The 21,830-nt window shown below is 54.2% G+C and carries 23 protein-coding genes and 1 tRNA gene; 17 read left to right on the forward strand and 7 right to left on the reverse strand.

Features of this window, described 5'->3' with window-relative positions:
• Positions 1 to 14 precede the first annotated feature (14 nt).
• From tilS to DHf2319_RS04620, 4 genes are all read left to right on the forward strand, one after another.
• Positions 15 to 1,046: a tRNA lysidine(34) synthetase TilS gene (tilS, locus tag DHf2319_RS04605; RefSeq protein WP_243479647.1), complete on the forward strand. Its 1,032-nt coding sequence runs from the start codon at positions 15 to 17 to the stop codon at positions 1,044 to 1,046.
• A 58-nt stretch (positions 1,047 to 1,104) separates the two neighbouring features.
• The gene (locus tag DHf2319_RS04610; RefSeq protein ID WP_243479648.1) at positions 1,105 to 2,361 is read left to right on the forward strand and encodes an aspartate kinase; all 1,257 of its coding nucleotides are present in this window, start codon (positions 1,105 to 1,107) and stop codon (positions 2,359 to 2,361) included.
• A 47-nt stretch (positions 2,362 to 2,408) separates the two neighbouring features.
• Positions 2,409 to 2,500 (forward strand) — tRNA-Ser (locus DHf2319_RS04615).
• A 144-nt stretch (positions 2,501 to 2,644) separates the two neighbouring features.
• Entirely contained in the window at positions 2,645 to 3,001 is a 357-nt protein-coding gene (locus DHf2319_RS04620) for an HNH endonuclease (protein ID WP_243479649.1), read from the forward strand.
• 41 nt (positions 3,002 to 3,042) lie between these two features.
• Here the strand turns inward: DHf2319_RS04620 and DHf2319_RS04625 are convergent, their stop codons facing one another.
• Positions 3,043 to 3,840 (reverse strand): cation efflux transmembrane domain-containing protein, encoded by a 798-nt coding sequence (locus DHf2319_RS04625; RefSeq protein WP_243479650.1) that lies wholly within the window; start codon positions 3,838 to 3,840, stop codon positions 3,043 to 3,045.
• Positions 3,841 to 3,891: 51 nt separating this feature from the next.
• On the opposite strand from DHf2319_RS04625, the gene DHf2319_RS04630 reads away from it, so the two are divergent.
• Genes DHf2319_RS04630 through DHf2319_RS04640 form a run of 3 tightly spaced genes read left to right on the forward strand, consistent with a single transcriptional unit; the run spans position 3,892 to position 7,010 of the window.
• Positions 3,892 to 4,587: a 3-oxoacid CoA-transferase subunit A gene (locus DHf2319_RS04630; protein ID WP_243479651.1), complete on the forward strand. Its 696-nt coding sequence runs from the start codon at positions 3,892 to 3,894 to the stop codon at positions 4,585 to 4,587.
• On the forward strand, positions 4,568 to 5,233 hold the full coding sequence (locus DHf2319_RS04635; protein ID WP_305802168.1) for a 3-oxoacid CoA-transferase subunit B: 666 nt from the start codon (positions 4,568 to 4,570) through the stop codon (positions 5,231 to 5,233). Before DHf2319_RS04630 ends, DHf2319_RS04635 begins: the two co-directional genes overlap by 20 nt.
• Positions 5,234 to 5,285: 52 nt before the next feature.
• Entirely contained in the window at positions 5,286 to 7,010 is a 1,725-nt protein-coding gene (locus DHf2319_RS04640; RefSeq protein ID WP_243479653.1) for an IlvD/Edd family dehydratase, read from the forward strand.
• A gap of 11 nt (positions 7,011 to 7,021) precedes the next feature.
• Here DHf2319_RS04640 and DHf2319_RS04645 read toward each other — a convergent pair whose 3' ends face one another.
• Entirely contained in the window at positions 7,022 to 7,864 is an 843-nt protein-coding gene (locus DHf2319_RS04645) for an EamA family transporter (RefSeq protein ID WP_243479654.1), read from the reverse strand.
• Between the two features lie 113 nt (positions 7,865 to 7,977).
• Here DHf2319_RS04645 and DHf2319_RS04650 point away from each other — a divergent pair, with 113 nt between their 5' ends.
• The 5 genes from DHf2319_RS04650 to DHf2319_RS04670 all read left to right on the forward strand — a co-directional run bounded on the left by DHf2319_RS04650 (position 7,978) and on the right by DHf2319_RS04670 (position 11,006).
• Positions 7,978 to 8,508, forward strand: a complete 531-nt coding sequence (locus DHf2319_RS04650) for a methylated-DNA--[protein]-cysteine S-methyltransferase (RefSeq protein WP_243479655.1) — start codon at positions 7,978 to 7,980, stop codon at positions 8,506 to 8,508.
• Positions 8,509 to 8,533: 25 nt separating this feature from the next.
• The gene (mtgA, locus tag DHf2319_RS04655; protein WP_243479656.1) at positions 8,534 to 9,247 is read left to right on the forward strand and encodes a monofunctional biosynthetic peptidoglycan transglycosylase; all 714 of its coding nucleotides are present in this window, start codon (positions 8,534 to 8,536) and stop codon (positions 9,245 to 9,247) included.
• A gap of 146 nt (positions 9,248 to 9,393) precedes the next feature.
• Positions 9,394 to 9,555 (forward strand): hypothetical protein, encoded by a 162-nt coding sequence (locus DHf2319_RS04660; RefSeq protein ID WP_243479657.1) that lies wholly within the window; start codon positions 9,394 to 9,396, stop codon positions 9,553 to 9,555.
• A 173-nt stretch (positions 9,556 to 9,728) separates the two neighbouring features.
• Positions 9,729 to 10,109: a 50S ribosomal protein L19 gene (rplS, locus tag DHf2319_RS04665; RefSeq protein WP_243479658.1), complete on the forward strand. Its 381-nt coding sequence runs from the start codon at positions 9,729 to 9,731 to the stop codon at positions 10,107 to 10,109.
• A 159-nt stretch (positions 10,110 to 10,268) separates the two neighbouring features.
• A complete protein-coding gene (locus DHf2319_RS04670; protein WP_243479659.1) occupies positions 10,269 to 11,006 on the forward strand; it encodes a CoA pyrophosphatase in 738 nt (245 codons plus the stop codon).
• On the opposite strand, the gene rsgA is transcribed toward DHf2319_RS04670, so the two are convergent.
• Together rsgA and DHf2319_RS04680 are read right to left on the reverse strand one after the other, a co-directional pair.
• A complete protein-coding gene (gene rsgA / locus DHf2319_RS04675) occupies positions 10,964 to 11,863 on the reverse strand; it encodes a ribosome small subunit-dependent GTPase A (protein WP_369810218.1) in 900 nt (299 codons plus the stop codon). The genes DHf2319_RS04670 and rsgA overlap by 43 nt on opposite strands.
• Positions 11,860 to 13,113: a M48 family metallopeptidase gene (locus DHf2319_RS04680; protein ID WP_243479660.1), complete on the reverse strand. Its 1,254-nt coding sequence runs from the start codon at positions 13,111 to 13,113 to the stop codon at positions 11,860 to 11,862. Before DHf2319_RS04680 ends, rsgA begins: the two co-directional genes overlap by 4 nt.
• A 164-nt stretch (positions 13,114 to 13,277) precedes the next feature.
• On the opposite strand from DHf2319_RS04680, the gene orn reads away from it, so the two are divergent.
• Positions 13,278 to 13,814: an oligoribonuclease gene (orn, locus tag DHf2319_RS04685; RefSeq protein ID WP_243480008.1), complete on the forward strand. Its 537-nt coding sequence runs from the start codon at positions 13,278 to 13,280 to the stop codon at positions 13,812 to 13,814.
• Here orn and DHf2319_RS04690 read toward each other — a convergent pair.
• The 3 genes from DHf2319_RS04690 to DHf2319_RS04700 form a co-directional block, all read right to left on the reverse strand.
• Positions 13,811 to 15,226, reverse strand: coding sequence for an MATE family efflux transporter (locus DHf2319_RS04690; RefSeq protein WP_243479661.1), 1,416 nt, complete (start codon positions 15,224 to 15,226; stop codon positions 13,811 to 13,813). The genes orn and DHf2319_RS04690 overlap by 4 nt on opposite strands.
• Entirely contained in the window at positions 15,223 to 16,965 is a 1,743-nt protein-coding gene (locus tag DHf2319_RS04695; protein ID WP_243479662.1) for an ArnT family glycosyltransferase, read from the reverse strand. The genes DHf2319_RS04690 and DHf2319_RS04695 overlap by 4 nt, the downstream gene beginning before the upstream one ends.
• A 175-nt stretch (positions 16,966 to 17,140) precedes the next feature.
• Positions 17,141 to 17,416 (reverse strand): type B 50S ribosomal protein L31, encoded by a 276-nt coding sequence (locus DHf2319_RS04700; RefSeq protein WP_243479663.1) that lies wholly within the window; start codon positions 17,414 to 17,416, stop codon positions 17,141 to 17,143.
• 210 nt (positions 17,417 to 17,626) lie between these two features.
• Here DHf2319_RS04700 and DHf2319_RS04705 point away from each other — a divergent pair, with 210 nt between their 5' ends.
• The 4 genes from DHf2319_RS04705 to DHf2319_RS04720 are packed head-to-tail and all read left to right on the forward strand — an operon-like array spanning position 17,627 to position 21,803.
• The gene (locus tag DHf2319_RS04705) at positions 17,627 to 18,379 is read left to right on the forward strand and encodes a class I SAM-dependent methyltransferase (protein ID WP_243479664.1); all 753 of its coding nucleotides are present in this window, start codon (positions 17,627 to 17,629) and stop codon (positions 18,377 to 18,379) included.
• Between the two features lie 58 nt (positions 18,380 to 18,437).
• Positions 18,438 to 20,009, forward strand: a complete 1,572-nt coding sequence (locus DHf2319_RS04710) for a malonate--CoA ligase (RefSeq protein ID WP_369810219.1) — start codon at positions 18,438 to 18,440, stop codon at positions 20,007 to 20,009.
• Positions 20,010 to 20,042: 33 nt separating this feature from the next.
• Positions 20,043 to 20,639, forward strand: coding sequence for a DUF4136 domain-containing protein (locus tag DHf2319_RS04715; RefSeq protein ID WP_243479665.1), 597 nt, complete (start codon positions 20,043 to 20,045; stop codon positions 20,637 to 20,639).
• A gap of 21 nt (positions 20,640 to 20,660) precedes the next feature.
• Positions 20,661 to 21,803, forward strand: a complete 1,143-nt coding sequence (locus DHf2319_RS04720; RefSeq protein WP_243479666.1) for an efflux RND transporter periplasmic adaptor subunit — start codon at positions 20,661 to 20,663, stop codon at positions 21,801 to 21,803.
• The last annotated feature ends 27 nt before the right edge of the window (positions 21,804 to 21,830 follow it).

Consider the following 21,830-nt stretch of genomic DNA (forward strand, 5'->3'; position numbering starts at 1 on the left):
TTCAGGCTCGCGCAATGTCAGATAGCCTGCTGCGTTTAGGCCTCGAGCAGGCGTTAGCACAGATTCCAAGAGAGTCCAACATTGCGGTGGCGTTAAGCGGTGGTCCTGATTCAAGTGCATTGGCAATACTTGCTGATGTTTGGGCGCGACAGCATCACAGAACGCTTCACTTATTTCATGTGCACCATGGCTTGCAGCAGCAAGCAGACCATTGGATTGACTCGGTCAAGCGCCTCGCTACTTTGCTGAATCGGGCGCTCGATATCAGGTATGTCACCGTTGATTTGGGCGCTGGTCATGGTGTGGAGGGCGCGGCCAGAAATGCGCGGTATGCCGCTATCAAGTCGATGGCTGCCGAGCATGATGTTCAGGCGGTTTTGTTGGCACACCACCAGCAAGACCAGGCCGAGACGGTGCTACTGCGACTTTTTAGGGGGGCGGGCGTCACTGGTCTGGCAGCCATGGCACGGGTACATCAAAGGGATGGTCTGTATTGGGTGCGTCCTTGGCTTGATGCTCCGCGCGCAGCTATTTTGGAAGTCTTGTCCCGTTTTAGTGATCAAACTGGTTGGCTACCCGTTCAGGACCCAAGTAATCTCGATGAACGCTTGGCAAGAGGCGCTTTGAGAAAGAGTGTTATTCCGGCCATCGAGCGTCATTGGCCAGCTTGGCGTCAGACCCTGGCTCGTCATGCTCAGCAGTCTGCCGAAGCTGACCGTTTACTGATGCGCTTTGGGCAGCAGTTATTGCTCCAAATCACGGTCCAGACCCAGGGAGCTCACCCAGTGTTGTCGCTAGCGCAGTGGCGTGAGCTTGAGCAGGATGAGCAGGTGCTGGTTATTCGGGTGTGGTTGCGTTTGGCGCAGGTCCAGATGCCCACAGAAAAGAGACTGGCCGAGCTAATCAAGCAGCTAAGGCAAGTGCACGCATTGGGCCATGATCGTGGGCTTAAATGGGAACAACGTGACTGTACGATCAGTTGCATTCGCGGACAGTTACATCTTGACGCTAAAATAGCTGGTTTTGAAGGCGATGATGCGGCCTAGGAATAGGTGCGCAGGCAGTGGTCAAGCTTTCCCAATCTAGCCAGACAACAAGGTCAATATGGCATTAATTGTTCATAAGTACGGTGGCACCTCGATGGGTAGCACCGAGAGAATTCGCAACGTCGCCAAGCGGGTGGCCAAATGGCACGCAGCTGGTCATCAGGTGGTTGTCGTTCCATCGGCCATGGCGGGCGAAACGAATCGATTGCTAGGGTTGGCGCGCGAGATTTCCGCGATGCCTGACGGTCGTGAGCTCGACATGATTGCAGCCACGGGTGAACAAGCCTCAAGTGGTTTGTTGGCATTGGCGTTGCAAGCCGAGGGAGTCAAGGCTCGTAGCTATGCTGGCTGGCAGGTTCCGATTCGCACTGATTCCGCCTTCACCAAGGCTCGTATTGCAGATATCGAGGATGCCCGCATTCGTAAGGATCTGGATGCTGGGCAGGTAGTGATCGTGACGGGCTTTCAGGGAGTGGATCCTGACGGCAACATCACCACGCTAGGGCGTGGTGGTTCCGACACATCGGCTGTTGCCGTGGCGGCAGCGCTCAAAGCCGATGAGTGTTTGATTTACACCGATGTTGATGGTGTCTACACCACCGACCCCCGGGTGGAGCCAAATGCAAGACGGCTGTCTGTCATTTCGTTTGAAGAGATGTTGGAGATGGCCTCGCTGGGTTCGAAGGTGCTTCAAATCCGGTCGGTTGAATTCGCGGGCAAATACCACGTGCCGTTGCGAGTCCTGTCGTCTTTGACATCGCCGGATATGCCGCTCGACGAGGAAATGCGTTCGGGCACACTGATTACTTTTGAGGAAGACGCGCAAATGGAAGCTGCAGTCGTTTCAGGTATCGCCTTTACCCGTGATGAAGCCAAGATCACCTTGCTTGGGGTGCCGGACAAGCCAGGTATTGCCTACTCAATTTTGGGGAAAGTGGCCGATGCCAACATAGATGTCGACATGATCGTGCAAAACCAATCGGTTGATGGCACAACTGACTTTTCGTTTACGGTCCACCGCAACGATTTCCAGAAAGTTGTCCAGTTGATTAATCAGGAAATTGTTCCAGCCGTGGGTGCCCGCGAGGTCGTGCCAGATGAGAATGTTGCCAAGGTATCGATTGTCGGTATTGGTATGCGTTCACACGCCGGTATTGCGAGCTTGATGTTCAAGACGCTGGCCGAAGAAAATATCAATATCCAAATGATCAGTACCAGCGAGATCAAGACCTCTGTGCTGATACAGGACAAATATATGGAGCTCGCTGTCAGGGCCTTGCATAAGGCGTTCGAGTTGGAAGCCAAACCAGCGTGATGCTTGCGTGATAGAATCTCGAGTTCTGGCAGGTTGTTGACTGTCCAGGAGGCGTGCCCGAGAGGCTGAAGGGGCTCCCCTGCTAAGGGAGTATGTGGCCAAAACTGCATCGTGGGTTCGAATCCCACCGCCTCCGCCAAAAGCCCTGATTTACCAGGGTTTTTTATATGGCTCTACCGGTTGGCGCGGCTCTACCGCTCGGCTCTGGCTCTACCCTATTATGGGTAAAGCATTCAACAGCGAGTGCGCTGATGGCCAAAGCTAACCATCGTGGTGAGACCCGATGCGAGGACGAATCAAACGCAAACAGGCATTGCTAGCCGGGACCCACCCAAAAGCGGCTCTTGAGGAGCAACTTATTTGTCCTTTGTGCGAACGTCTCATTCCTGCTGCGCAAGCCGATGCCCATCATCTGATTCCCAAATCACGCGGCGGTGTACAGACGGTGATCTTGCATCGTATCTGCCATCGTCAAGTGCATGCCCTGTTCACCGAAGCAGAGCTTGAACGTCACTATTCAACGCTCGATAGCCTGAGGGCGCATCCCGAACTTGCTCGATTCCTGCTATGGGTTAGAAGCAAACCCGACGACTTTTATGAGCGCACCCGAAAGAGCAAACGCTTAAGGGCATCTCGCTGATGCCTGGATCAAATCGGTCGCGTGAATTGGCGCTATCTTGCTCAGTGTGCGTGGGCTGGTCGTTCTTCTCGCAGCTCTTGTATTGCTTGGCGAACAATTTGAACCGCTGACCATAAAAATAATCCGGCCATGGCTGCCGCCACAATAAGGTCTGGCCAGGCGCTGGTGGTGAAGTACACCGCACCGGCAGCCAGCATAACGGCCACATTGCCGATGGCGTCGTTGCGGCTGCATAGCCATACCGATCGCACGTTGGCATCACCGTCGCGATATTTCATTAACAACAAAACGCTGATCAGATTGGCTGATAACGCCAAAAATCCAACGATGCCCATGACCGATGCCTTCGGAACCGATAAGACGAACACCTCATAGACTGTGGAGCCAAACACCCAGAAGCCCATGGCTGCCAGGCTGATGCCTTTGAGCAGTGCCGCATAGGCGCGAGTACTGATGCTTTTGCCGATCACCCAAAGGCTAATGCCGTAGGTCAGCGCGTCTCCTAAAAAATCCAGTGCGTCGGCCTTCAGCGCTTGAGAGCCCGCAAGGGCACCCGCAAGGATCTCCACCACGAACATGACCGCATTGATCGCAATGACAGCCAAAAGTGCTCGACGGTAGGCCGGCGAGGTACCATCAAACGGCGGGGGTTGGCAGGAGCAGCAGCCACTCATATTGAACAATGTCGGCAATCGCACATCACCGTATCGTATCGCTGTTCGATCGGTTTGTGTAGCGCTTGCTCGATTGAGTTCGAAATACTGCTTCAGGCAGTGCTGTTCACGATGCTTGCCGCGGCGTATATTTGGCGAAAAACTAACAGGGAGACAAGCGATCATGCCGTTAACTCTTGCGCGTTCGTTGATGAGTGTGCGAGGTGGGTGCCGACGATGATGAACAAAGTTGTGGACTCACTCGCTGCCGCGGTATCGGGTATTGAAGACGGTGCCACACTCTTATTGGGTGGGTTTGGCACATCGGGCACACCCATCGAATTAATGCAGGCATTGCTTGAAACGGATGTCAAAGACCTGACGGTGGTTAGCAACAGCGCGGGTGGCGGGCCAACGGGGTTAAGCCAGTTAATTGAGGCAGGCAAAGTACGTAAGCTCATTTGCTCGTTTGCCAGATCATTGAGCGCCAATTTGCCCACCGCCGCCGCATTTGAAAAGCGTTATCGAGCCGGGCAGATAGAACTCGAGATTGTGCCGCAAGGAACGCTGGCTGAGCGATTGCGTGCTGCTGGCGCTGGGATGGGTCCTTTTTTTACGCCAACAGCCTATGGGACCAAGTTAGCCCATGGTAAAGAGACACGCGTCATCAATGGTCGCGGTTATGTACTTGAAGAGCCCTTGCATGCTGATGTCGCGTTTGTGAAAGCCCATCTGGCAGACCCGATGGGTAATTTGACCTACCGTTACGCTGGCCGCAATTTCGCGCCGGTGATGTCCATGGCCGCCAAATTGACTGTGGCACAGGTCGATCAAGTGGTGAGGCTTGGAGAGATCGCACCTGAGTATGTCATGACACCAGGTATTTTTGTTCAACGAGTCATAGAGTGTGAACATGTCCCCGTTATCCCGTGATCAATTGGCGCAGGTACTCGCCGCTGATATTCCCTCTAACAGCTACGTTAATCTGGGCGTTGGCATGCCGACACTTGTGGCAAAGCACTTAAAGCCTGAACAGGGGGTGGTCCTTCATAGTGAAAACGGTATTTTGGGTATGACAGGCTTGCCTGCCGGACAAACACCCGACATCGATTTGGTCAATGCCAGCAGGGAAGCGGTCTCGCTTATGCCGGGGGCATCGATCTGCGATCATGTGGTGTCGTTTTCCATGATGCGTGGTGGCCACATCGATGTCACTATTCTCGGCGGGTTTCAGGTCTCGGTCGAAGGTGATCTGGCAAACTGGGATACAGGACAGGCTGATGCGATTCCGGCTGTCGGTGGTGCCATGGATCTGGTTGCCGGTGCCAAGCAAGTATTTGTCATGATGCAGCATGTTGATCGTGAGGGACGAGCGAAACTGGTTCGCCAGTGCACTTACCCACTGACTGGCCATGGCGTTGTCAATCGGGTTTACACAGATTTGGCAATCATGGATGTGATTAAAGGACAGCACCTTGTTGTGCGTGGCATGATCGAAGGCATGACGTTTGACGCCTTGCAGTCGGTAACGGAAGCGCCCTTGGTGCTTGCGGCCGATTGCTGCGTGATTCACCCTTGAGTTGCATCACTCATTTCAGCCATCATTGAGTAACAGACACTAGAGATCAGCAATGAGTCAGAACAATAGCGGCTTCAAGAAAGGGTTAACTAGCTACGGAGATGCTGGTTTTTCTTTGTTTCTCAGAAAGGCTTTCATTAAAGGGGCGGGTTATACCGACAGTGCGCTGGATCGCCCCATTGTCGGTATTACCAATACGGGTAGTGGCTACAACCCCTGTCATGGCAACATGCCCCAGCTGATCGAGGCTGTAAAGCGCGGCATTATGCTCGCTGGTGGCCTGCCAGTGGACTTCCCAACGATTTCGGTGCATGAGAGTTTTGCGTCACCCACCAGCATGTTCTTGCGCAACCTCATGTCCATGGATACCGAGGAGATGCTTAAAGCACAGCCGATGGATGCGGTGGTGCTGATTGGTGGTTGCGACAAGACCGTACCCGCCCAGTTAATGGGGGCGGCTTCAGCCGGATTGCCAGCGATACAGTTAATCACAGGCTCCATGCTCACAGGCAGTCATCGTGGCGAGCGCGTAGGTGCTTGCACCGATTGTCGACGCTATTGGGGCAAGTTCAGGGCGCAAGAAATTGATGAGACTGAAATTAGTGACGTGAACAATCAGCTGGTCCCAAGTGTAGGTACTTGTTCAGTCATGGGCACAGCCAGCACCATGGCATGTATCGCAGAGGCACTTGGCATGACGGTCCCCGGTTGTGCCTCGCCGCCAGCGGTGACAGCCGATCGAATCCGGGTGGCCGAAGAAACCGGTCGACAAGCCGTGGAATTAGCCCGCAAAGGACTGACGATAGACAAGATTTTGACGCCGCAGGCTTTTGAGAATGCGATGCGCGTGCTCTTGGCAATTGGCGGATCAACCAACGCGATCGTGCACTTGACCGCTATCGCCGGGCGCATGGGTTTGGAGATGGATTTGCAAGGACTAGATCGCATGGGGCGCGAGACGCCTGTGCTGCTCGACTTAAAGCCCTCTGGACAACACTATATGGAGGATTTCCATGCCGCAGGTGGCATGGCAACGCTGCTGCGAGCGCTAAAGCCGTTGCTCAATCTTGATGCCCTGACGGTCACGGGACGGACTCTGGGCGAGGAAATCGACCGGGCGGGCCCTGGATTCAAGCAAGACGTTGTGCGGTCAATTTCTGACCCGATCTATCCGCAAGGTGGCATTGCGGTGTTGTCGGGCAATCTGGCCCCCGGCGGCGCCATCCTCAAGCAGTCCGCAGCCGATGCACGCTTAATGGAGCACGAGGGCCGGGCAGTGGTGTTTGAGAACCTGGAAGATCTGGCGGCCCGTATCGACAGCGATAGTCTTGATGTCAATGCTGAAGATATTTTGGTTCTAAAAAATATCGGTCCGAAAGGAGCGCCTGGCATGCCTGAAGCGGGCTATATGCCAATTCCGAAGAAGCTAGCGCGCGCAGGCGTTAAGGATATGGTTCGTATTTCTGACGGACGTATGAGTGGCACAGCGTTTGGCACGATTGTTCTGCATGTCACGCCAGAGTCTGCTCTGGGCGGGCCTTTGGCTTATGTTCAAAACGGTGACCGGATTCGGTTAAGTTTGCAAAGGCGAGAGTTGTCATTGCTCATCTCTGGTGAGGAATTGGCTCGTCGAGCAAAGGCCTCGCCTGTAGAAGCGCCTACGGCTGAGCGTGGCTATCGGCGGTTGTTTTTAGAGCATGTCCTGCAGGCCGATGAGGGGGCAGATTTTGATTTTCTGCAGGCATCCAAGAAGGTGGGCAAGGTGCCACGCAACTAGGGCGTCTGCAGTCAAAGCCGTAAAGCGATGAGTCCCACCACAATCACGCAGGCGCCTGCCCATTGTCGTGGCGTCAGGCGTTCCTTTAACAACCAGACACCTAGCAGAGCGGCAAATAGCACCGATGTTTCGCGTGTGGCTGAAACCAGTGCCATGGGCGCCTCGGTCATCGCCCAAAGCACGATGGCGTAACCGACCGCCGATAGCACCCCGCCCATTGCTGTTGCAACAAACCTTTGCTGTATATAGCTCGCCAAAGGCCGACCGAGTCCGGCCAAGCTTAGGAGCGTTGTGAAGACGACGCTTTCCAGAATAAACAGCCAAGCGGTAAAGGATAAGGGGTTTTGTGAAAGGCGCGCGCCTTGTCCATCGACGATGGAGTAAGTGGCAATCGTCACGCTGCAGGCCACGGCCCAGCCGATCGCTGCACGCGCTCGTTGCAGCTTGGCTTTGAAAGCTATGGCCAGCACGCCTAAGCTGACCAGTAAAACCCCAACCCAACCGTTGGGACTGAGCGACTCACCGATAAACGCCCAGGTACCTAAGGACACCAGCACTGGCGCGCCACCGCGCATAATGGGGTAAACCACGCTAAGTGCCCCATGTGTGTAGGCCCGTGCCAGGGTGAAGTAATACACCACGTGAATGGCGATAGACAGAGCCAGTAGGGGCCAGCTTTCGGGGTGGGGTAGTGGCAGCCAAATAGCCACTGGCACTCCGATGACGCCTGTCCAGATCACTAACGCCGCGGTATGTAACAGCGGATTACTGCCACCTCGAACCCAGGCATTCCATGTCGCGTGCAAGGCAGCAGCACCAAGAACAGCAAGAAAAACTGGCAGTGGATAGTCCACGATCGTTTGGCTAGCAGATGTCTACTGTGATGGGTTGTTAGCGGTGGCTCGAGCAATGCACGTCAACCCAGCCGATGGTAGCATGCAGATATCTACAACTGACGGCTAGTACCATGTACTCCATCGTTGAATTCGCATCCCTAAAACATGCGCCTTACAAGCGTTTGACGATCGGGTTGGCCAAGACACCCGTTGGTCCGGCGGTCCTGGTGTGGGACGCATTGGGTATCCGCGAATTGAGTCTGGACAAGAGCCCGCAGGATGTTCTTCTGAGGTGGTCAGTCTTGGATCGCCAGATTGAGCGCGATGACGCCACCGCTGATCAGTGTGTCGCCAAGGTGTTTGAACAACGAGCTTTGGATTTGCCGCTCGTGTTTTGTGGCACAGATTTTCAGCGTAAAGTCTGGCAGCAACTCATGCAGATCAAGCGCGGGCAGACAACTTCCTATAGCGAGCTGGCCTCTAGACTCGGCAAGCCTTCTGCAGCCCGAGCAGTTGGTGGTGCTGTGGGTGCCAACCTGCTTGGATTTGTTGTGCCTTGTCACCGGGTGGTACGCCAAGATGGCCTCATTGGTGAGTTCCGCTGGGGTACAGAGGTCAAAGCAAGTCTGCTGGCTTGGGAGTCGCGCTTGGCTTATGGGTAAAGGGCAAGCTCGCAAGACATCTAGCGTGAAAGCCAAAAAATCGCCACGCGTTGTGGGCCGCTGGCTTTGGCGTCTATTCGTATGGTTCGTGCTCGCGGTACTGGCTTATCAGGCATATTTGTTTGGTAGCGTTGTTTGGTACCGGTGGTTTAATCCACAAGAGACTGCCTTCATGGCCGATGAGCAAGCCCGATTAAGCAAGCTTGAGCCGCCTAAATCGATCGAACACGTCTGGGTGCCGTTTAATCAGATCTCGCGCTATGCCAAGCGAGCCGTTATTGCCTCAGAAGACACTGGCTTCACAGAGCACAGTGGCATTGAGTGGGAAGCGATTGAGCAAGCAGCCCGAGCCAATTTTGCTTCAGGGCAAATCAGGCTTGGTGGCTCGACGATCACTATGCAGGTCGCTAAAAACCTGTTTCTCTCCTCGGATCGAAGCTACATCCGGAAAGCACAGGAAATCGTGATCGCTTTCATGATTGAAGTCGCGTGGGATAAGCAGCGGATTCTGGAGGTTTACCTGAACGTAGCAGAGTGGGGTGTTGGCGTATTTGGTATTGAAGCCGCAGCCAAACATTATTTCGGGGTGCCTGCTAGTCGGCTAAATCCGAGGCAGGCGGCTTGGCTGGCCGCTATTTTGCCGGCGCCAAAGCGCTACGATCGACAGCGTCAATCCGCCTGGGTTGAACGCAAGACTGGCATTATTTTGCGTCGTATGCCGCAGGTTCAAATCCCCTAAACGATGTGAATCGAAGTGACAGAAGTCGGTCGGTCGATGCGGGTTTTTGGGAATTTTGACTAAATCCTGTAACTGTTGTTGCATACAGTACTGTTTTGATATACAGTACTCTCATATTGTTAAAAACAACCTGTGAGAGCGACATCATGACAGCATTTACCCAGACCGGCACGATGATTAACCCGGAACTGTTAGGGTCTCGGACCAAGCCTAAGGCGGCAAGCCTGAAGGCAGACATTGCCTTGGTGGCCTTTTGGGCGGCGCTTGTCCCTGGTTTGATGTGGTTTGGAGCAATGGTGGGCTTCTGAACCTGCAGTCGGATTGCAACCAATTTGCGACCACTAAGCCAGCGGTAGGCTTAACTCGAAATTGGGCTATACTTTCAGGTTAACGTATCCTCTGCCCAGCAAGGACGATTCAAACGGGTTGATCGTTCTGTATAACTAACCAAGCTGCGAGCAAGATGCCGATGGAGCTAAGAATGAATTTGATTGCCCAAATCGAGCAAGAAGAAATTGCTCGCCTGACTGAAGGTAAAACCTTGCCGGAATTTGGTCCTGGCGACACCCTGGTCGTAAACGTGAACGTGGTTGAAGGCAACCGCAAGCGTGTTCAGGCCTACGAAGGTGTCGTGATTGCCAAGCGCAACCGCGGCTTGAACTCGGCTTTCACAGTCCGTAAAATCTCATCAGGCGAAGCAGTTGAGCGTACCTTCCAACTGTACTCCCCACAGATTGCATCTATCGAAGTCAAACGCCGTGGTGACGTGCGTCGTGCCAAGTTGTACTACTTGCGCAACCGCTCTGGTAAGTCGGCTCGCATCAAAGAAAAGCTGGTTCGCCGGTCTGCGACTGCTGCGTAAGTCGAGTCATCAGTCAGCACAATCAAGGCATGTTCAGCAAAACATCTTTTCATTCTCTGCTCTGCAGCCTGCCTTGTTTGTTAAAAAAAGCACCCTTGAGGTGCTTTTTTTCTGTTTCGGCTAACGCCTTCACTCATGACCGTCGGGCTCAAATCAACCATGTCTGACAAACCAACAACCAAACCGAACCGACAGCGGGCCCGACTTATTTTCAATCCCGAGTCGCAGCCTTGGTCGCCGCCAGTGGACCGATTTGGTACGGTGCCAGATGAGGCTTTGCATCCCGAGTTCATTCGGACGGTGCTTGGTCGTTCGATTAATGACAAACTCGATTTGCCTGACGAGTTCGCTTCTCGCTACCGCACCGTCAATTCTGAAGCGATTGAAGCGGCAGTACTCGTTCCGTTGGTCATGCGCGAGTCAGGCTTTACTGTACTGCTCACACAACGCACCGATCATCTGCATGATCATGCAGGTCAGGTGAGTTTTCCGGGTGGACGAGTAGAACATACTGATGAGAGCCCGGTCGCAACAGCTTTACGCGAAACGTATGAGGAAACTGGCTTGGCGCCCGATCATGTCGATGTGCTTGGCAGTTTGCCTCGCTACTACACTGGAACCGGATTTGCCATCACGCCTGTGACGGCCTTTGTCAGGCCGACTTTTACTCTGGCGCCAGATGAGTTTGAGGTGGCTGAAGTTTTTGAGGTGCCATTGCCTTTCTTGACCGATTCAAGCAACTATCGATTGCATCGCGCTCATCTGCCTGATGGTTCTGCGCGCGAGTACTACTCGATCCCTTTTGAGAAGTATTTTATTTGGGGTGCTACAGCCGCGATGCTACGCGGTCTGTATCAAGTTTTAGCCGAGGCTTTTTCCTCTAGCAAACGCTCATAAAGTGCGTGGCGCCTTGGGTCAATCTCACCACGTGCCAGAGCATCGAGCACTCCACAGTTTGGTTCGCGGCGATGGGTGCAGTTGTAAAAGCGGCAATGTTCCTTGTGCCTGGCAAATTCGGGAAACCCACGCTCAATATCTTCAAGTGAAAGGTGCGCAAGCCCAAATGCCTGTACGCCTGGGGAGTCAATCAAATCCCCTGATGACTCAGGCAGGTGATAAAGCTTGGTGGTCGTGGTGGTGTGTTTACCCGCGTCAAGCGCCACCGAGTGCTCTTGTGTATTGGCCTGAGCTGCCGGTATCAGGGCATTAAGCAAGGTGGACTTGCCCATGGCGCTTTGGCCAAGCAGTAGGGTGGTTTTATGCGTCAGCAAGGGGCGGATTTGTTGTTCAACGGTAGATGAATCCAGTGCCGATACCTCGAGGATGGTGACGCCTAAATCTTTGTATGGCTTTAATCGTTCACGCGCTTGATCGAGACCGTCGTGTATGTCGATTTTGTTGAGCACGATAACCGGCTCAACATCGGCAGCCCATGCGCCCGCCAGGGCTCTCCCAAGAAGGTCATCCGCGAAGGTGGGCTTGACTGCCACCACCAGTAGAACCTGATCGACGTTGGCTGCGAATTGTTTGGTGCGCCATTCATCGGATCGATAGAGCAAGTTACGCCGCGGTTCAATGGCGACCAGTTGCCCTTCCTGATCTCCTTGTAATTGAACGCTTACCCAATCGCCTACTGCAGCCTCGTTACGTCTGCCCTTGGGGAAACAATGTCGAATCTGACCAGACTCAAGTTCTACGTAGAAGTGGCTGCCATGGGCGCTGACCACACGACCGCGCACCGTCTGGCTCATCATGCGGCTGCTAGCGCCCGTATACGGATGGTGGCTGGAGGATGGCTATCATAGAAGGCCGAATGAACCGGATCGGGTGTGAGCGTAGCAGCATTGTCATTAAAGAGTTTTACCAACGCTGAAACCAATTCGCTCGATGGGCTCTGCGATGCAGCAAAGCGGTCAGCTTCGAATTCATCACGCCGAGATAACCAGCTCGTCACGGGTGTGAGCAAAAAGGTAAACACTGGCAACACTAGAAAAAACAGCAGCAGTGCCACACCATTATTATCGTTAGTCAAGGGCGTAACCCCCAGGCCAGCATAGAACCAGGGTTGTTGCGTTAGCCAACCAAGCAAGGCAAACATCAACAAAGAGGTCAACAGCGATACCACCAGCCGCTTGACGATGTGCTTGTGCTTGAAGTGACCAAGCTCATGTGCCAGTACTGCTTCAATCTCTGTTGGTGATAGTTTTGATAATAGGGTGTCAAAGAATACGATGCGGCGAGATTTGCCAAAGCCCGTGAAGTAAGCATTGCCGTGCGCGCTGCGTTTAGAGCCATCCATGACGAACAGACCCTGAATCGCAAAGTCACAACGCTTGGCTAAGGCATTGATGCGGTCTTTCAGTGATTCATCTTGTAGCGGCGTGAATTTGTTGAATAACGGCGCAATCCAGGTCGGAAAAATCAACATCACCATAAAGTTAAACGCCGCCCAGCTTGCCCATGCCCAAACCCACCAGTTCGTCCCGGCGCTTGTCATAAGCCACAAGATGAGGGTCAAGAGCGGCAGACCAAGCAAGCCACCAACCAGCAAGCCTTTGAGGGTGTCAGCAACAAATAGCTTGGGTGTCATGCGGTTAAAACCGAATTGCTGCTCGAGCTTGAATTGACGATAAAGAGAAAACGGCAGGTGAATGACACCAAGTAAAACAGATACACCTGCAATCAGGGCGACATCACGCCACAGGGTTGAGGTGAACCAACCATCAAAAGCCTGGTACAGCCAGCCAAGCACTCCGCCCATGGTCAAAACCAATAGCACAGCGACATCAAATACTGCTTCGGTGATTCGCAAACGAGTGCGCGCGGTTGTGTAGTCGGCGGCACGCTGGTGGCTGTGCAGACTGATTTTTTCTGCGAACTCGATCGGCACTTGGTCTCTGTGAGCCTGGACATGACGGATTTGCCGTTGCGCCAGCCAAATGCGCACAATCGCGTTGGTAGCCAGAAACAATAAAAACAGTGCTGTCAGTGTGCTTGCTTGCATATGCGACAATCAGGTGCAGTGGGTTGTTTGAAAGCTGTTTGCTTAACAACATTACGACAAGTTCATTGATTATAGGTTCTGCCATGCCGCAAAACGAAGCACAAACACACACCAGCCAAGGGGTTAATGCCGACCACGGCAAAGCAACAGCAGTGCGCAATGAAATGCGGCTTGTGTGGGTCGATATGGAGATGACCGGCCTTGACCCAGAGAAAGAGCGCATCATCGAGCTCGCCGCCGTGGTGACTGAGCCGGACTTGACGGTGGTGGCAGAGTCGCCTGTGTTTGTGGTGCATCAGCCAGACGAAATTCTGGCTGCGATGGACAAATGGAATCAGTCTACACACGGCAAATCGGGTTTGATCGACAAAGTTAAAGCCTCCAGCATGACTGAAGAGCAGGCCCAGGCTCAGATGATTGAATTCCTGTCCCAGCATGTGCCCCCAGGAAAATCACCGCTTTGTGGCAACTCAGTTAGCCAGGATCGCCGTTTTATGTACCGCTATATGCCAGCGCTTGAGCGGTTTTTTCATTATCGGACGATCGATGTCAGTACTTTGAAGGAACTTGCACGCCGCTGGCGCCCTGCATTGCTCAAAGGATTTGAGAAACGTAGCAAACATGAGGCCTTGGCCGATATTTACGAGTCGATTGACGAGTTGCGATACTACCGCGAGCACTTTATCCGTCTAGAGGGCTAAGCGTGTTTACCGGCCTGGCGGTGGTGATGCAGTTTCGAGATCACAATGCGCCGATACCAGCTATAGAGCAACAGGCCTGAAGTCAACAGGCCCAAACCAGCCATCATCCACATGGTTGCTGCCCCGGCAGGGGCATTGGGCATGATCCACTGGCGCAATGGTTCGAGCAGCCCACGTCCCGGACCAAACCCGAGATACCAACCGCCGACCAGACCGATGATGGTCAGAGTCACCGTTTGGATCATGAGAGGCACCATGGCAATTTTGTGGGCCCGCAAGAGATACACGTTGGCACAATGCATCGCGTCAATGATATGGAAAAAAGGCAAGATCACCAGCAGCGACAAAGCAATCGTGGTGACCGTGGGGTCGCTGGTGTATAGCGCCACGATTTGCTCGCGCGCAAAAAACAGTACGCAAGCCGTGATGACAGCGCCTGTGAACGTGACGGCTAATCCGGTCATGCCCGTACGGTGTGCAAGGACCTGATCACCCGCCCCAATTGCCTGCGCCGTCTGAGCTGCGGTTGCGATGCCAATGGCCAATGGCATCATGTAGCACAGTGCAGCAAGGTTAGAGGTGATTTGGTGGCTGCCCGTGACGGTCGTGCCCTCTTGAGCGATCAGCAACGCCATAAAGGTGAACGCACTGACTTCCACGACATACGAGGCGCCCATGGGAAGACCTAACCGCAGGATTTCTCCAATCGCTTTGAAGTCTGGCCTGCGCAAACGCAAATTGAATTGGTGATAAAACGGCTGTCGCCAAACCCACCAGAGGCTCACGCCAAGCGTTAACCAGTAGACGATCGATGATGCGATGCCGGCACCGGTCACGCCTAATGCAGGCATACCCAGATTCCCAAAAATCAGCACCCAGTTCAGGAAGATTTTGACGGCGACTGCGGCCAGGTTGATCACCATGATCATTTTGGGGCGTGAGACCGCTTGTGCCAGAGAGTAGACTGTGCGAAACAGCAGCGATGCCGGCAACCCGAAAGTTAATGCCAGCAAATAACTGCCAAGGCGCTCACGCACGGCGGGATCAACCGGACCAGACAGTGATAGCCAGATGTCAGGGAAGCTCATCAAAATGGCACCAAACACCGTCAGTATGATCGACACCCAGATGCCCTGACTCCAAGCATGCCCTATTTCATCGAAACGTTTGGCGCCATACGATTGCGCCTGGATGGGGATGAGGGCATGCATCACGCCCATGAGTCCGATAAAGACAGTGATAAAAATGGCCACACCCAGAGCGAGTGCCGCCAGATCCTGTGGGCTTGAATGCCCGGTCATGGCTGTATCGAGCACACCAAACGCAATGCTGGCCCATTGACTAACAAGCACTGGCCAGGACTGCCGCAAGATACCTCGCAGCGGGTGAGACGTGTCAGCCGAGGTGGTCATGGCTTGGCGTCAGGTGTCAATAACAATACGCGGTATCGATCGAATCGGTCAGCACCCCGAGAACCAGTCCATAGCACGCGTGCGTTGCGGTCAAATCCTGCCAGACCTTGCTGGAGTCGTTCGGCCGTGGTTTGCTGTATCAGAAGTGGGCAGCGCTCGTCACGCGAGATTTCAATGCCCTCAAAGACGTACAGCGATGCGCGTGGACCGACGGACAGGCCGCTTGACTGCGCGCAGAGAAACTGGCCGGCCTGTTGATTCGCCTGGTCAATTGTTTGACGTACCTCGGCAGCCATCGGTCGGTAGCTGCGCACGTAGTCCACCGTGGGCATCCATAAGAGCACCAACAAAATCCAGGTGCTGGTTAGCCCCATGGCACTCAGCAGCGCCCCACGCCAGGCGAATTTGGGGTGAAGCTTCAGGCGCCAGATTATCAGGCCAATCCAGGTGCCGGTGATAACCAGAGCCATGGCGAAAGCACCCCATGAAATGGTGCTGTCGTAGCCCACCGTCTGGCGAGCAATATTGGCCGCGAGTTTTTCTGGCCAGCCAGTCTGTTGCGTCGTCCAGCCCAGCCACACCACCGCGCCTGATACCGAGAACACCATGAGGGCAAACCAGTCCAGAGTGTTCACCACGGCACGACGCAAAGTCGGTACGGAGAATGCGGCCAACATCGCGCATGGCACAGTCAACGCCATGTAATCAAGTTCGCCCGGACTGGGCGTGAACATGATGTTTAGCAACTGCACCAGCGCAAATACCCCAGGTATCCAGACATGCGGCGCCAAGCCCTGTTTGCGCCAGTTCCACAGTGACAGAACAGCCAGAGGCCAGGTGGGCCACAGAAACCATGGCAGGTCGCGCCAGGCGTTTAAGTGCTTTTCCAGATAGCTGATCTGTAGTTCAGGCCTATTCCAGAACCACCACTCACTGGCCCAAATGGGATTGACTGCGTTAACAGCAGCCCACCAAATAAAAACCAGCAGTGGGGCAAGTGCCAACGCGATCCAGACTTGCAGTCGACGCGCGTGCAGAGGTGTTTTGGGGATCACGATAATGAGGCTGGCTACCCATAAGGGCAAACCAGCCATGGCGCCGGCTGTCAGAAAAGCACCTGTGATCGATAGCGCTAAGATGATCGTGCCTTGCCAGGGCTTGTCAAGCAGGCGAACCGCACCGAGGATGGCTAATGCCTGACAGGCCAACAGTGCCGGTGCTTCCGAGGTCTCGTGCGTGCGCAGCAATATACCCACAGTCGAGATGAGAAACAGTACGCTCATGTCGGCCAACAAGCGGCCATACTGAGTTACTTTGGGTTCACCACCAAAGGGTAGCGGTACCGGTTGTGGTTCTGGTCTGCGCCCAGCCAGATAGCTGGCATACCAAAGTGCAAACGCTGTCAGCAGCATCCAGGCAAGCGTGCTTAATCGCGCGGCAATGATGCTACTGGTCAATGGGCCCAGTAAATCAATTGAGAGACCGCCGATCCAGGTTGGTAGGGGGCTAGCTTGCGGCAGTGCGGATGATCCAATGTGCGGGAAAAGCCATGCCCAGCCACCCTGTGCGCTGGCAGTCAGCATCGTGGCCAGTCCCACCACATCATCGGTTTTCCAGGGGTCGCGGGCAAATAGACCGAGTAATGCGTACATCAACAAAAGCCCGATCAGAACAACGGCTGGCAGCCTTGTGGTCGCCAAAGCAGTCAGTCTCGCAGGGGTCGGTTGTTCCAGGGACACGGTCAGATTAATCTATCAAAGCGGCTCGAGAATTCAGGCTCAATACTAAAGCAAGTGGTTACAAGAAAGCCAACAGTTCATGGCGTTGTGCTTGGCTTGTCGGTTAAAACCATCAACCCCAAAAGAAACGGGCAGCGCTAGGCTGCCCGTGGCTTTCAAGCTCAGACTTGCACCATCAGCTGGCTTGGGTACCTGACTTGCGGGTACCGGCAGTGCGGGCAAAACGCTGGCGGAATTTCTCGACACGACCCGTTTCAACGATTCGGGTTTGTGCGCCTGTGTAGAAGGGGTGCGACTCGGATGTCACGTCGCACTTGAACAGCGGATAGGTAACACCGTCAATCTCGGTGGTTTCACGCGAATTCAAAGTCGAGCGAGTAATGAATGTGTTACCGGTTTGTTGGTCCAGAAACACGACTTCGCGGTATTCCGGGTGGATGCCTTCTTTCATGGTTTATTCCTTTCGAGCCAGCTCCCAAGCCAGCACCTTTGGCCGGACAGGATCAAGCTAGCCTGTATGTTGTAAGAATTGGCCAGCCTCGGTTCCAGAGATTTAGCCAAGCCCTCGATTGTATGCCGAATCTTAGTGACTGGCAAACGCTAAAATTGTGGTTTTGGGGTCTCAGTGGGTCCGTGACCGATCCGGGTGGGTGTAGAGCAGATGGGCAGTCAATCCAGCGAATTTGATGATAATCCGGTGGTCTCCGAGCAGCAAGGGGTCCGATATTTGCATTTCGATTCGCCCTGGATTCAGGGTGCCATGGATATCAAACACCCTGATCGATTGGTGCTTTCGTACACCGCACAGATGATGGGTTGGCTACTGTTTCTGCAGCCAGATGATGACCAACCCGTTGGTCAACTTGGCTTGGGTGCTGCATCGATTACCCGGTTTTGTTACAAGCATCTGCCCAATCCGTTGATGGTGGTTGAACGCAATCGATCAGTGATTCGCGTCTGCGAGCAGTATTTCCGCATGCCAAGGCATAATCGACTCACCGTTTTTGAGGGAGATGCGGGCAATTGGGTGGGCAATCCAGATAATTGGCAGACGTTGTCTGTTTTGATGGTTGATTTGTATGACACCGAGGCTCTTGGCCCGGTTTGTGATTCGCTTGAGTTCTATCGCGGGTGTTTTGACTGTCTGGTCGAGCCAGGGATTTTGAGTGTGAATCTTTTCGGCAAGCATGAGAGTTTCGATCACAACCTCGAGAACCTGCGCGCCGTGTTTGGCAATCGGCTGATAAGGTTGCCGCCTGTTGACGAGGGTAATCAGATTGTGTTGGCGTTCAAAGGCCCGGATCTGTCGGTGTCACGCTCAGATCTGATGCAGCGAGCCGATTTCCTCGAGCAAGCCTACGGACTACCCGCAAAACGCTGGGCGCGCTCCATCGGGGCTGTCCAAAGCCTATGATCGCTGGTGATGGACCGGTATTCAGACCACTACAAAATGCAAGGGGATGCAGGTGAGCGTGAGTAATCCAGAGGGAAGTAAGCCAGAGGTGAGTAATCTTTACACCGTTTTGAGTGACCGCTTTATGCAGGCGCCCGAGAAGGTTGCGCTGCAAACGCCCGAGGGCAGCTACACCTATGCCCAGGTGCATCACCGGGTGGGACAGATGGCCAATTGGCTTAAAAGCCTGGATCTGCCGGCTGGCAGTCGAGTGGCTGCACAGGTCGAAAAATCCCCTGAGGCGCTTTTTCTGTATCTGGCTGCGGTCAGGGCGGGCTATACCTACTTGCCGTTAAACACCGCTTATCGGCAAGGGGAAATTGAATATTTCCTTGGTAATGCCGAACCCGCAGTCGTAGTCTGTGATCCTGCTAACCTCTCGTGGGTGCAGGGCCTGGCCAATCAAACAGGGTGCAGTCATGTGGTCACACTCGATGCGCTTGGTCAAGGCGGTTTGACTCAGGTCGCACAGGGCTTTTCTGGGCAGTGTCATGACGCCGCGACAGCGGCCGATGATCTGGCTGCCATCCTCTACACGTCGGGCACAACCGGTCGCAGCAAGGGGGCGATGCTGACGCATCGTAATCTCATTTCGAACGCCCAAACTCTGCATCACTACTGGGGCTGGTCTTCAAACGATGTGTTGCTGCACATGTTGCCAATTTTCCATATTCACGGGTTATTTGTTGCATGCCATGGTGCTTTGCACGCCGGCGCCACCATGATTTGGCTACCCAAACTGGATGTGGATGCAGCGCTTCATTATTTGCCTGACAGCACCATCATGATGGGCGTGCCAACCTATTACGTTCGGCTCTTGAGTGATCCACGATTCGATCGACACGTCACACGCAACATGCGCTTGTTCGTCTCGGGCTCAGCCCCTCTGTTGCTTGAGACCTTCGAGAGCTTTGAAAAACAAATTGGGCAGCCGATTCTTGAGCGATATGGCATGAGCGAGACTGGCATGCTGACTTCAAATCCCTACAACGCTCAAGAAGGGGCGAGGATCGGTTCGACAGTCGGCAAGCCACTGCCCGGCGTCGAGGTTAGAGTGGTCGATGATGCAGGCAAGACTTGCCCTGTCAATGAAATAGGGCATGTGCAAGTCAGGGGTCCCAATGTCTTTGTGGGCTATTGGCAAATGCCAGAAAAAACCCGCGAGGAATTTACAGCCGATGGTTGGTTCAAGACCGGCGATATGGGTCGCTGGGGCGGGCAAACCCCGCAGGGTCAAGATATTCCGGCCGATTACCTGTCTATCGTGGGTCGCAGCAAAGACCTCATTATTTCCGGTGGCTACAACGTGTACCCCAAGGAGATTGAGTCAGTCATTGATGACATGCCCGGCGTACTGGAGTCGGCCGTCATTGGCGTGCCACACCCGGATTTTGGTGAGGCGGTGGTGGCGGTGGTGGTGCCGGCCAAGGGCGTTGTGCTCGATGTGACAGCGATGATTGCTGACCTGAAGGTCAAGCTTGCGAACTATAAGGTACCCAAGCATGTCTATTCGGTTGATGAGTTGCCGCGCAACACCATGGGTAAAGTACAGAAAAATGTGTTGCGCCAACAGTACGGCAAAGATGCGTGATACATTAGGGAAAATACTTAGGCTGGTGAAGCAATGAGATCATGGATACGCAGGTTGTGGGTTCTGCCTCTGGTGTTGCTGGTAGCGGCATGCGCATCGGGTCCACAGATCAATACTGACTACGACCAGAAGGCCGATTTCGCATCATTCCGCACGTTCGCTTTCATGGATCCGCTTGGTACGGATCGTGCTGGCTACACCACTTTGCTCACCGAGCGGCTCAAAACGCTCACGCGTCTTCAAATGGAGCAACGCGGCTACAGTTTCGATCCGCAATCGCCCGATCTGTTGATAAATTTTTTGGCACAGTCACGGCAACAAACCGAGTATGTGCCACCACCGCCCATGCCTTGGGGGCCAAATTATTATGGCTACCGGATGGGTTGGTATGACCCTTGGGTCGGGTACGGCTTTGGGCCGGACATTATTCAATACACCCAGGGCGTGTTGAGTATCGACTTGATTGATGCTCGCAAAAAACAGCTGGTTTGGGAGGGTGTGGCCACCTCGGTGATCGACAACCTCGAGCAGGCAACATCCGAGCAAGCGTTAGCACCTGTGGTGGCTGATATCTTTGCTCGATACCCGTTTCTAGCGGGATCAGGTGTTGTTAATAAAACACCTCAGTAAAAATTTCTATAGGGTATGTCAATGCGTTCGCTGAGCAAGCGGCGCTGGCTTTGGGCCAGCCTTTTTCTTTCAACTGCAGTGTTAGTGGGTTGTGGCGAGCAGCAAAGCACACAACAACGGCCCGCAACACTGGTCGATACCATCACGTTGACGCCTGCGACCGCAGTGATTCGCGCAGACCTGCCGGGCCGGGTTGACGCTGTCCGCCATGCCGAGGTCAGGGCTCGAGTCACGGGCATTGTGCAAGAGATCCTGTTTGAGCAGGGCAGTGAAGTGGTCCGAAACCAGTCCCTGTTCAAGATTGATCCTGCGCCTTATCAGGCAGCCTTTGATCAGGCCCGGGCGGATCTGCTGCGCGCACAGGCCGATGAGAAAGCTGCGATTGCGCTCTCCAAGCGATACGCTCCATTAGTCAAAATCAATGCGGTCAGCAGGCAAGAGTATGACGATGCCGTTGCTCGGGCCGATCAGGCTCGGGCTAACGTGCTCGCTGCACAAGCCGCGCTCGCTTCGGCAGAGATCAACCTGGCCTACACCCATGTGACCTCTCCGATTGACGGGCGCATCGGTGAGGCGCTGGTGACAGAAGGTGCACTGGTGGAAGCGACCACCGCCACTCAAATGGCGCTGGTGCAGCAGATGAGTCCGATCTACGTGGATGTTTATCAGTCAGTCACAGAGCTTTCGAAGTTGCGACGTGATTTCAAGGACGGCAAGCTCAAGCAGGTCAGCAATGAGGCGGCCGAGGTATCCGTCATCCTGCAAGACGGTTCAATCTACCCCGGCAAAGCCCGGCTACTGTTTACGGGCACAACAGTGAACGAGACCACAGGGCAGGTGGTGCTGCGAACTGAAGTTGACAATCAGGATGCCGCGCTATTGCCAGGCATGTATGTGAGAGTCAGAGTTGAACAAGCCGTTTCCGAGCAGGCATTGTTAGTGCCGCCCCAGGCGTTGCAGCGGGCTGCCAATGGTCTGACGAATGTGTATGTGGTGCGTGACGGGAAGGCGGTGTTGGCACCGGTAGAGGTGGGCAATGACTACGACAACCAGGTCATCATCACACAGGGGCTGAAGTCCGGTGATGAGGTCATTGTGGCGGGGTTTCAGAAGATACGCGAGGGTGCTGCCGTTCAAACCAGACCTTGGCAGCCAGACCGCTAAAGCCGTTTAAGCAGTTTCGATAGGCGA

The organism is Orrella daihaiensis (assembly GCF_022811525.1).
In the GTDB taxonomy this organism is placed as follows: domain Bacteria; phylum Pseudomonadota; class Gammaproteobacteria; order Burkholderiales; family Burkholderiaceae_B; genus Algicoccus; species Algicoccus daihaiensis.

Excerpts from the sequence above, each read along its gene's own strand:
- tilS (WP_243479647.1), top strand. The coding sequence starts at position 15 with ATGTCAGATAGCCTGCTGCGTTTAGGCCTCGAGCAGGCGTTAGCACAG.
- DHf2319_RS04610 (WP_243479648.1), top strand. The coding sequence starts at position 1,105 with ATGGCATTAATTGTTCATAAGTACGGTGGCACCTCGATGGGTAGCACC.
- DHf2319_RS04620 (WP_243479649.1), top strand. The coding sequence starts at position 2,645 with ATGCGAGGACGAATCAAACGCAAACAGGCATTGCTAGCCGGGACCCAC.
- DHf2319_RS04625 (WP_243479650.1), bottom strand. The coding sequence starts at position 3,840 with ATGATCGCTTGTCTCCCTGTTAGTTTTTCGCCAAATATACGCCGCGGC.
- DHf2319_RS04630 (WP_243479651.1), top strand. The coding sequence starts at position 3,892 with ATGATGAACAAAGTTGTGGACTCACTCGCTGCCGCGGTATCGGGTATT.
- DHf2319_RS04635 (WP_305802168.1), top strand. The coding sequence starts at position 4,568 with ATGTCCCCGTTATCCCGTGATCAATTGGCGCAGGTACTCGCCGCTGAT.
- DHf2319_RS04640 (WP_243479653.1), top strand. The coding sequence starts at position 5,286 with ATGAGTCAGAACAATAGCGGCTTCAAGAAAGGGTTAACTAGCTACGGA.
- DHf2319_RS04650 (WP_243479655.1), top strand. The coding sequence starts at position 7,978 with ATGTACTCCATCGTTGAATTCGCATCCCTAAAACATGCGCCTTACAAG.
- DHf2319_RS04660 (WP_243479657.1), top strand. The coding sequence starts at position 9,394 with ATGACAGCATTTACCCAGACCGGCACGATGATTAACCCGGAACTGTTA.
- rplS (WP_243479658.1), top strand. The coding sequence starts at position 9,729 with ATGAATTTGATTGCCCAAATCGAGCAAGAAGAAATTGCTCGCCTGACT.
- DHf2319_RS04670 (WP_243479659.1), top strand. The coding sequence starts at position 10,269 with ATGTCTGACAAACCAACAACCAAACCGAACCGACAGCGGGCCCGACTT.
- rsgA (WP_369810218.1), bottom strand. The coding sequence starts at position 11,863 with ATGATGAGCCAGACGGTGCGCGGTCGTGTGGTCAGCGCCCATGGCAGC.
- DHf2319_RS04680 (WP_243479660.1), bottom strand. The coding sequence starts at position 13,113 with ATGCAAGCAAGCACACTGACAGCACTGTTTTTATTGTTTCTGGCTACC.
- orn (WP_243480008.1), top strand. The coding sequence starts at position 13,278 with ATGCGGCTTGTGTGGGTCGATATGGAGATGACCGGCCTTGACCCAGAG.
- DHf2319_RS04690 (WP_243479661.1), bottom strand. The coding sequence starts at position 15,226 with ATGACCACCTCGGCTGACACGTCTCACCCGCTGCGAGGTATCTTGCGG.
- DHf2319_RS04700 (WP_243479663.1), bottom strand. The coding sequence starts at position 17,416 with ATGAAAGAAGGCATCCACCCGGAATACCGCGAAGTCGTGTTTCTGGAC.
- DHf2319_RS04705 (WP_243479664.1), top strand. The coding sequence starts at position 17,627 with ATGGGCAGTCAATCCAGCGAATTTGATGATAATCCGGTGGTCTCCGAG.
- DHf2319_RS04715 (WP_243479665.1), top strand. The coding sequence starts at position 20,043 with ATGAGATCATGGATACGCAGGTTGTGGGTTCTGCCTCTGGTGTTGCTG.
- DHf2319_RS04720 (WP_243479666.1), top strand. The coding sequence starts at position 20,661 with ATGCGTTCGCTGAGCAAGCGGCGCTGGCTTTGGGCCAGCCTTTTTCTT.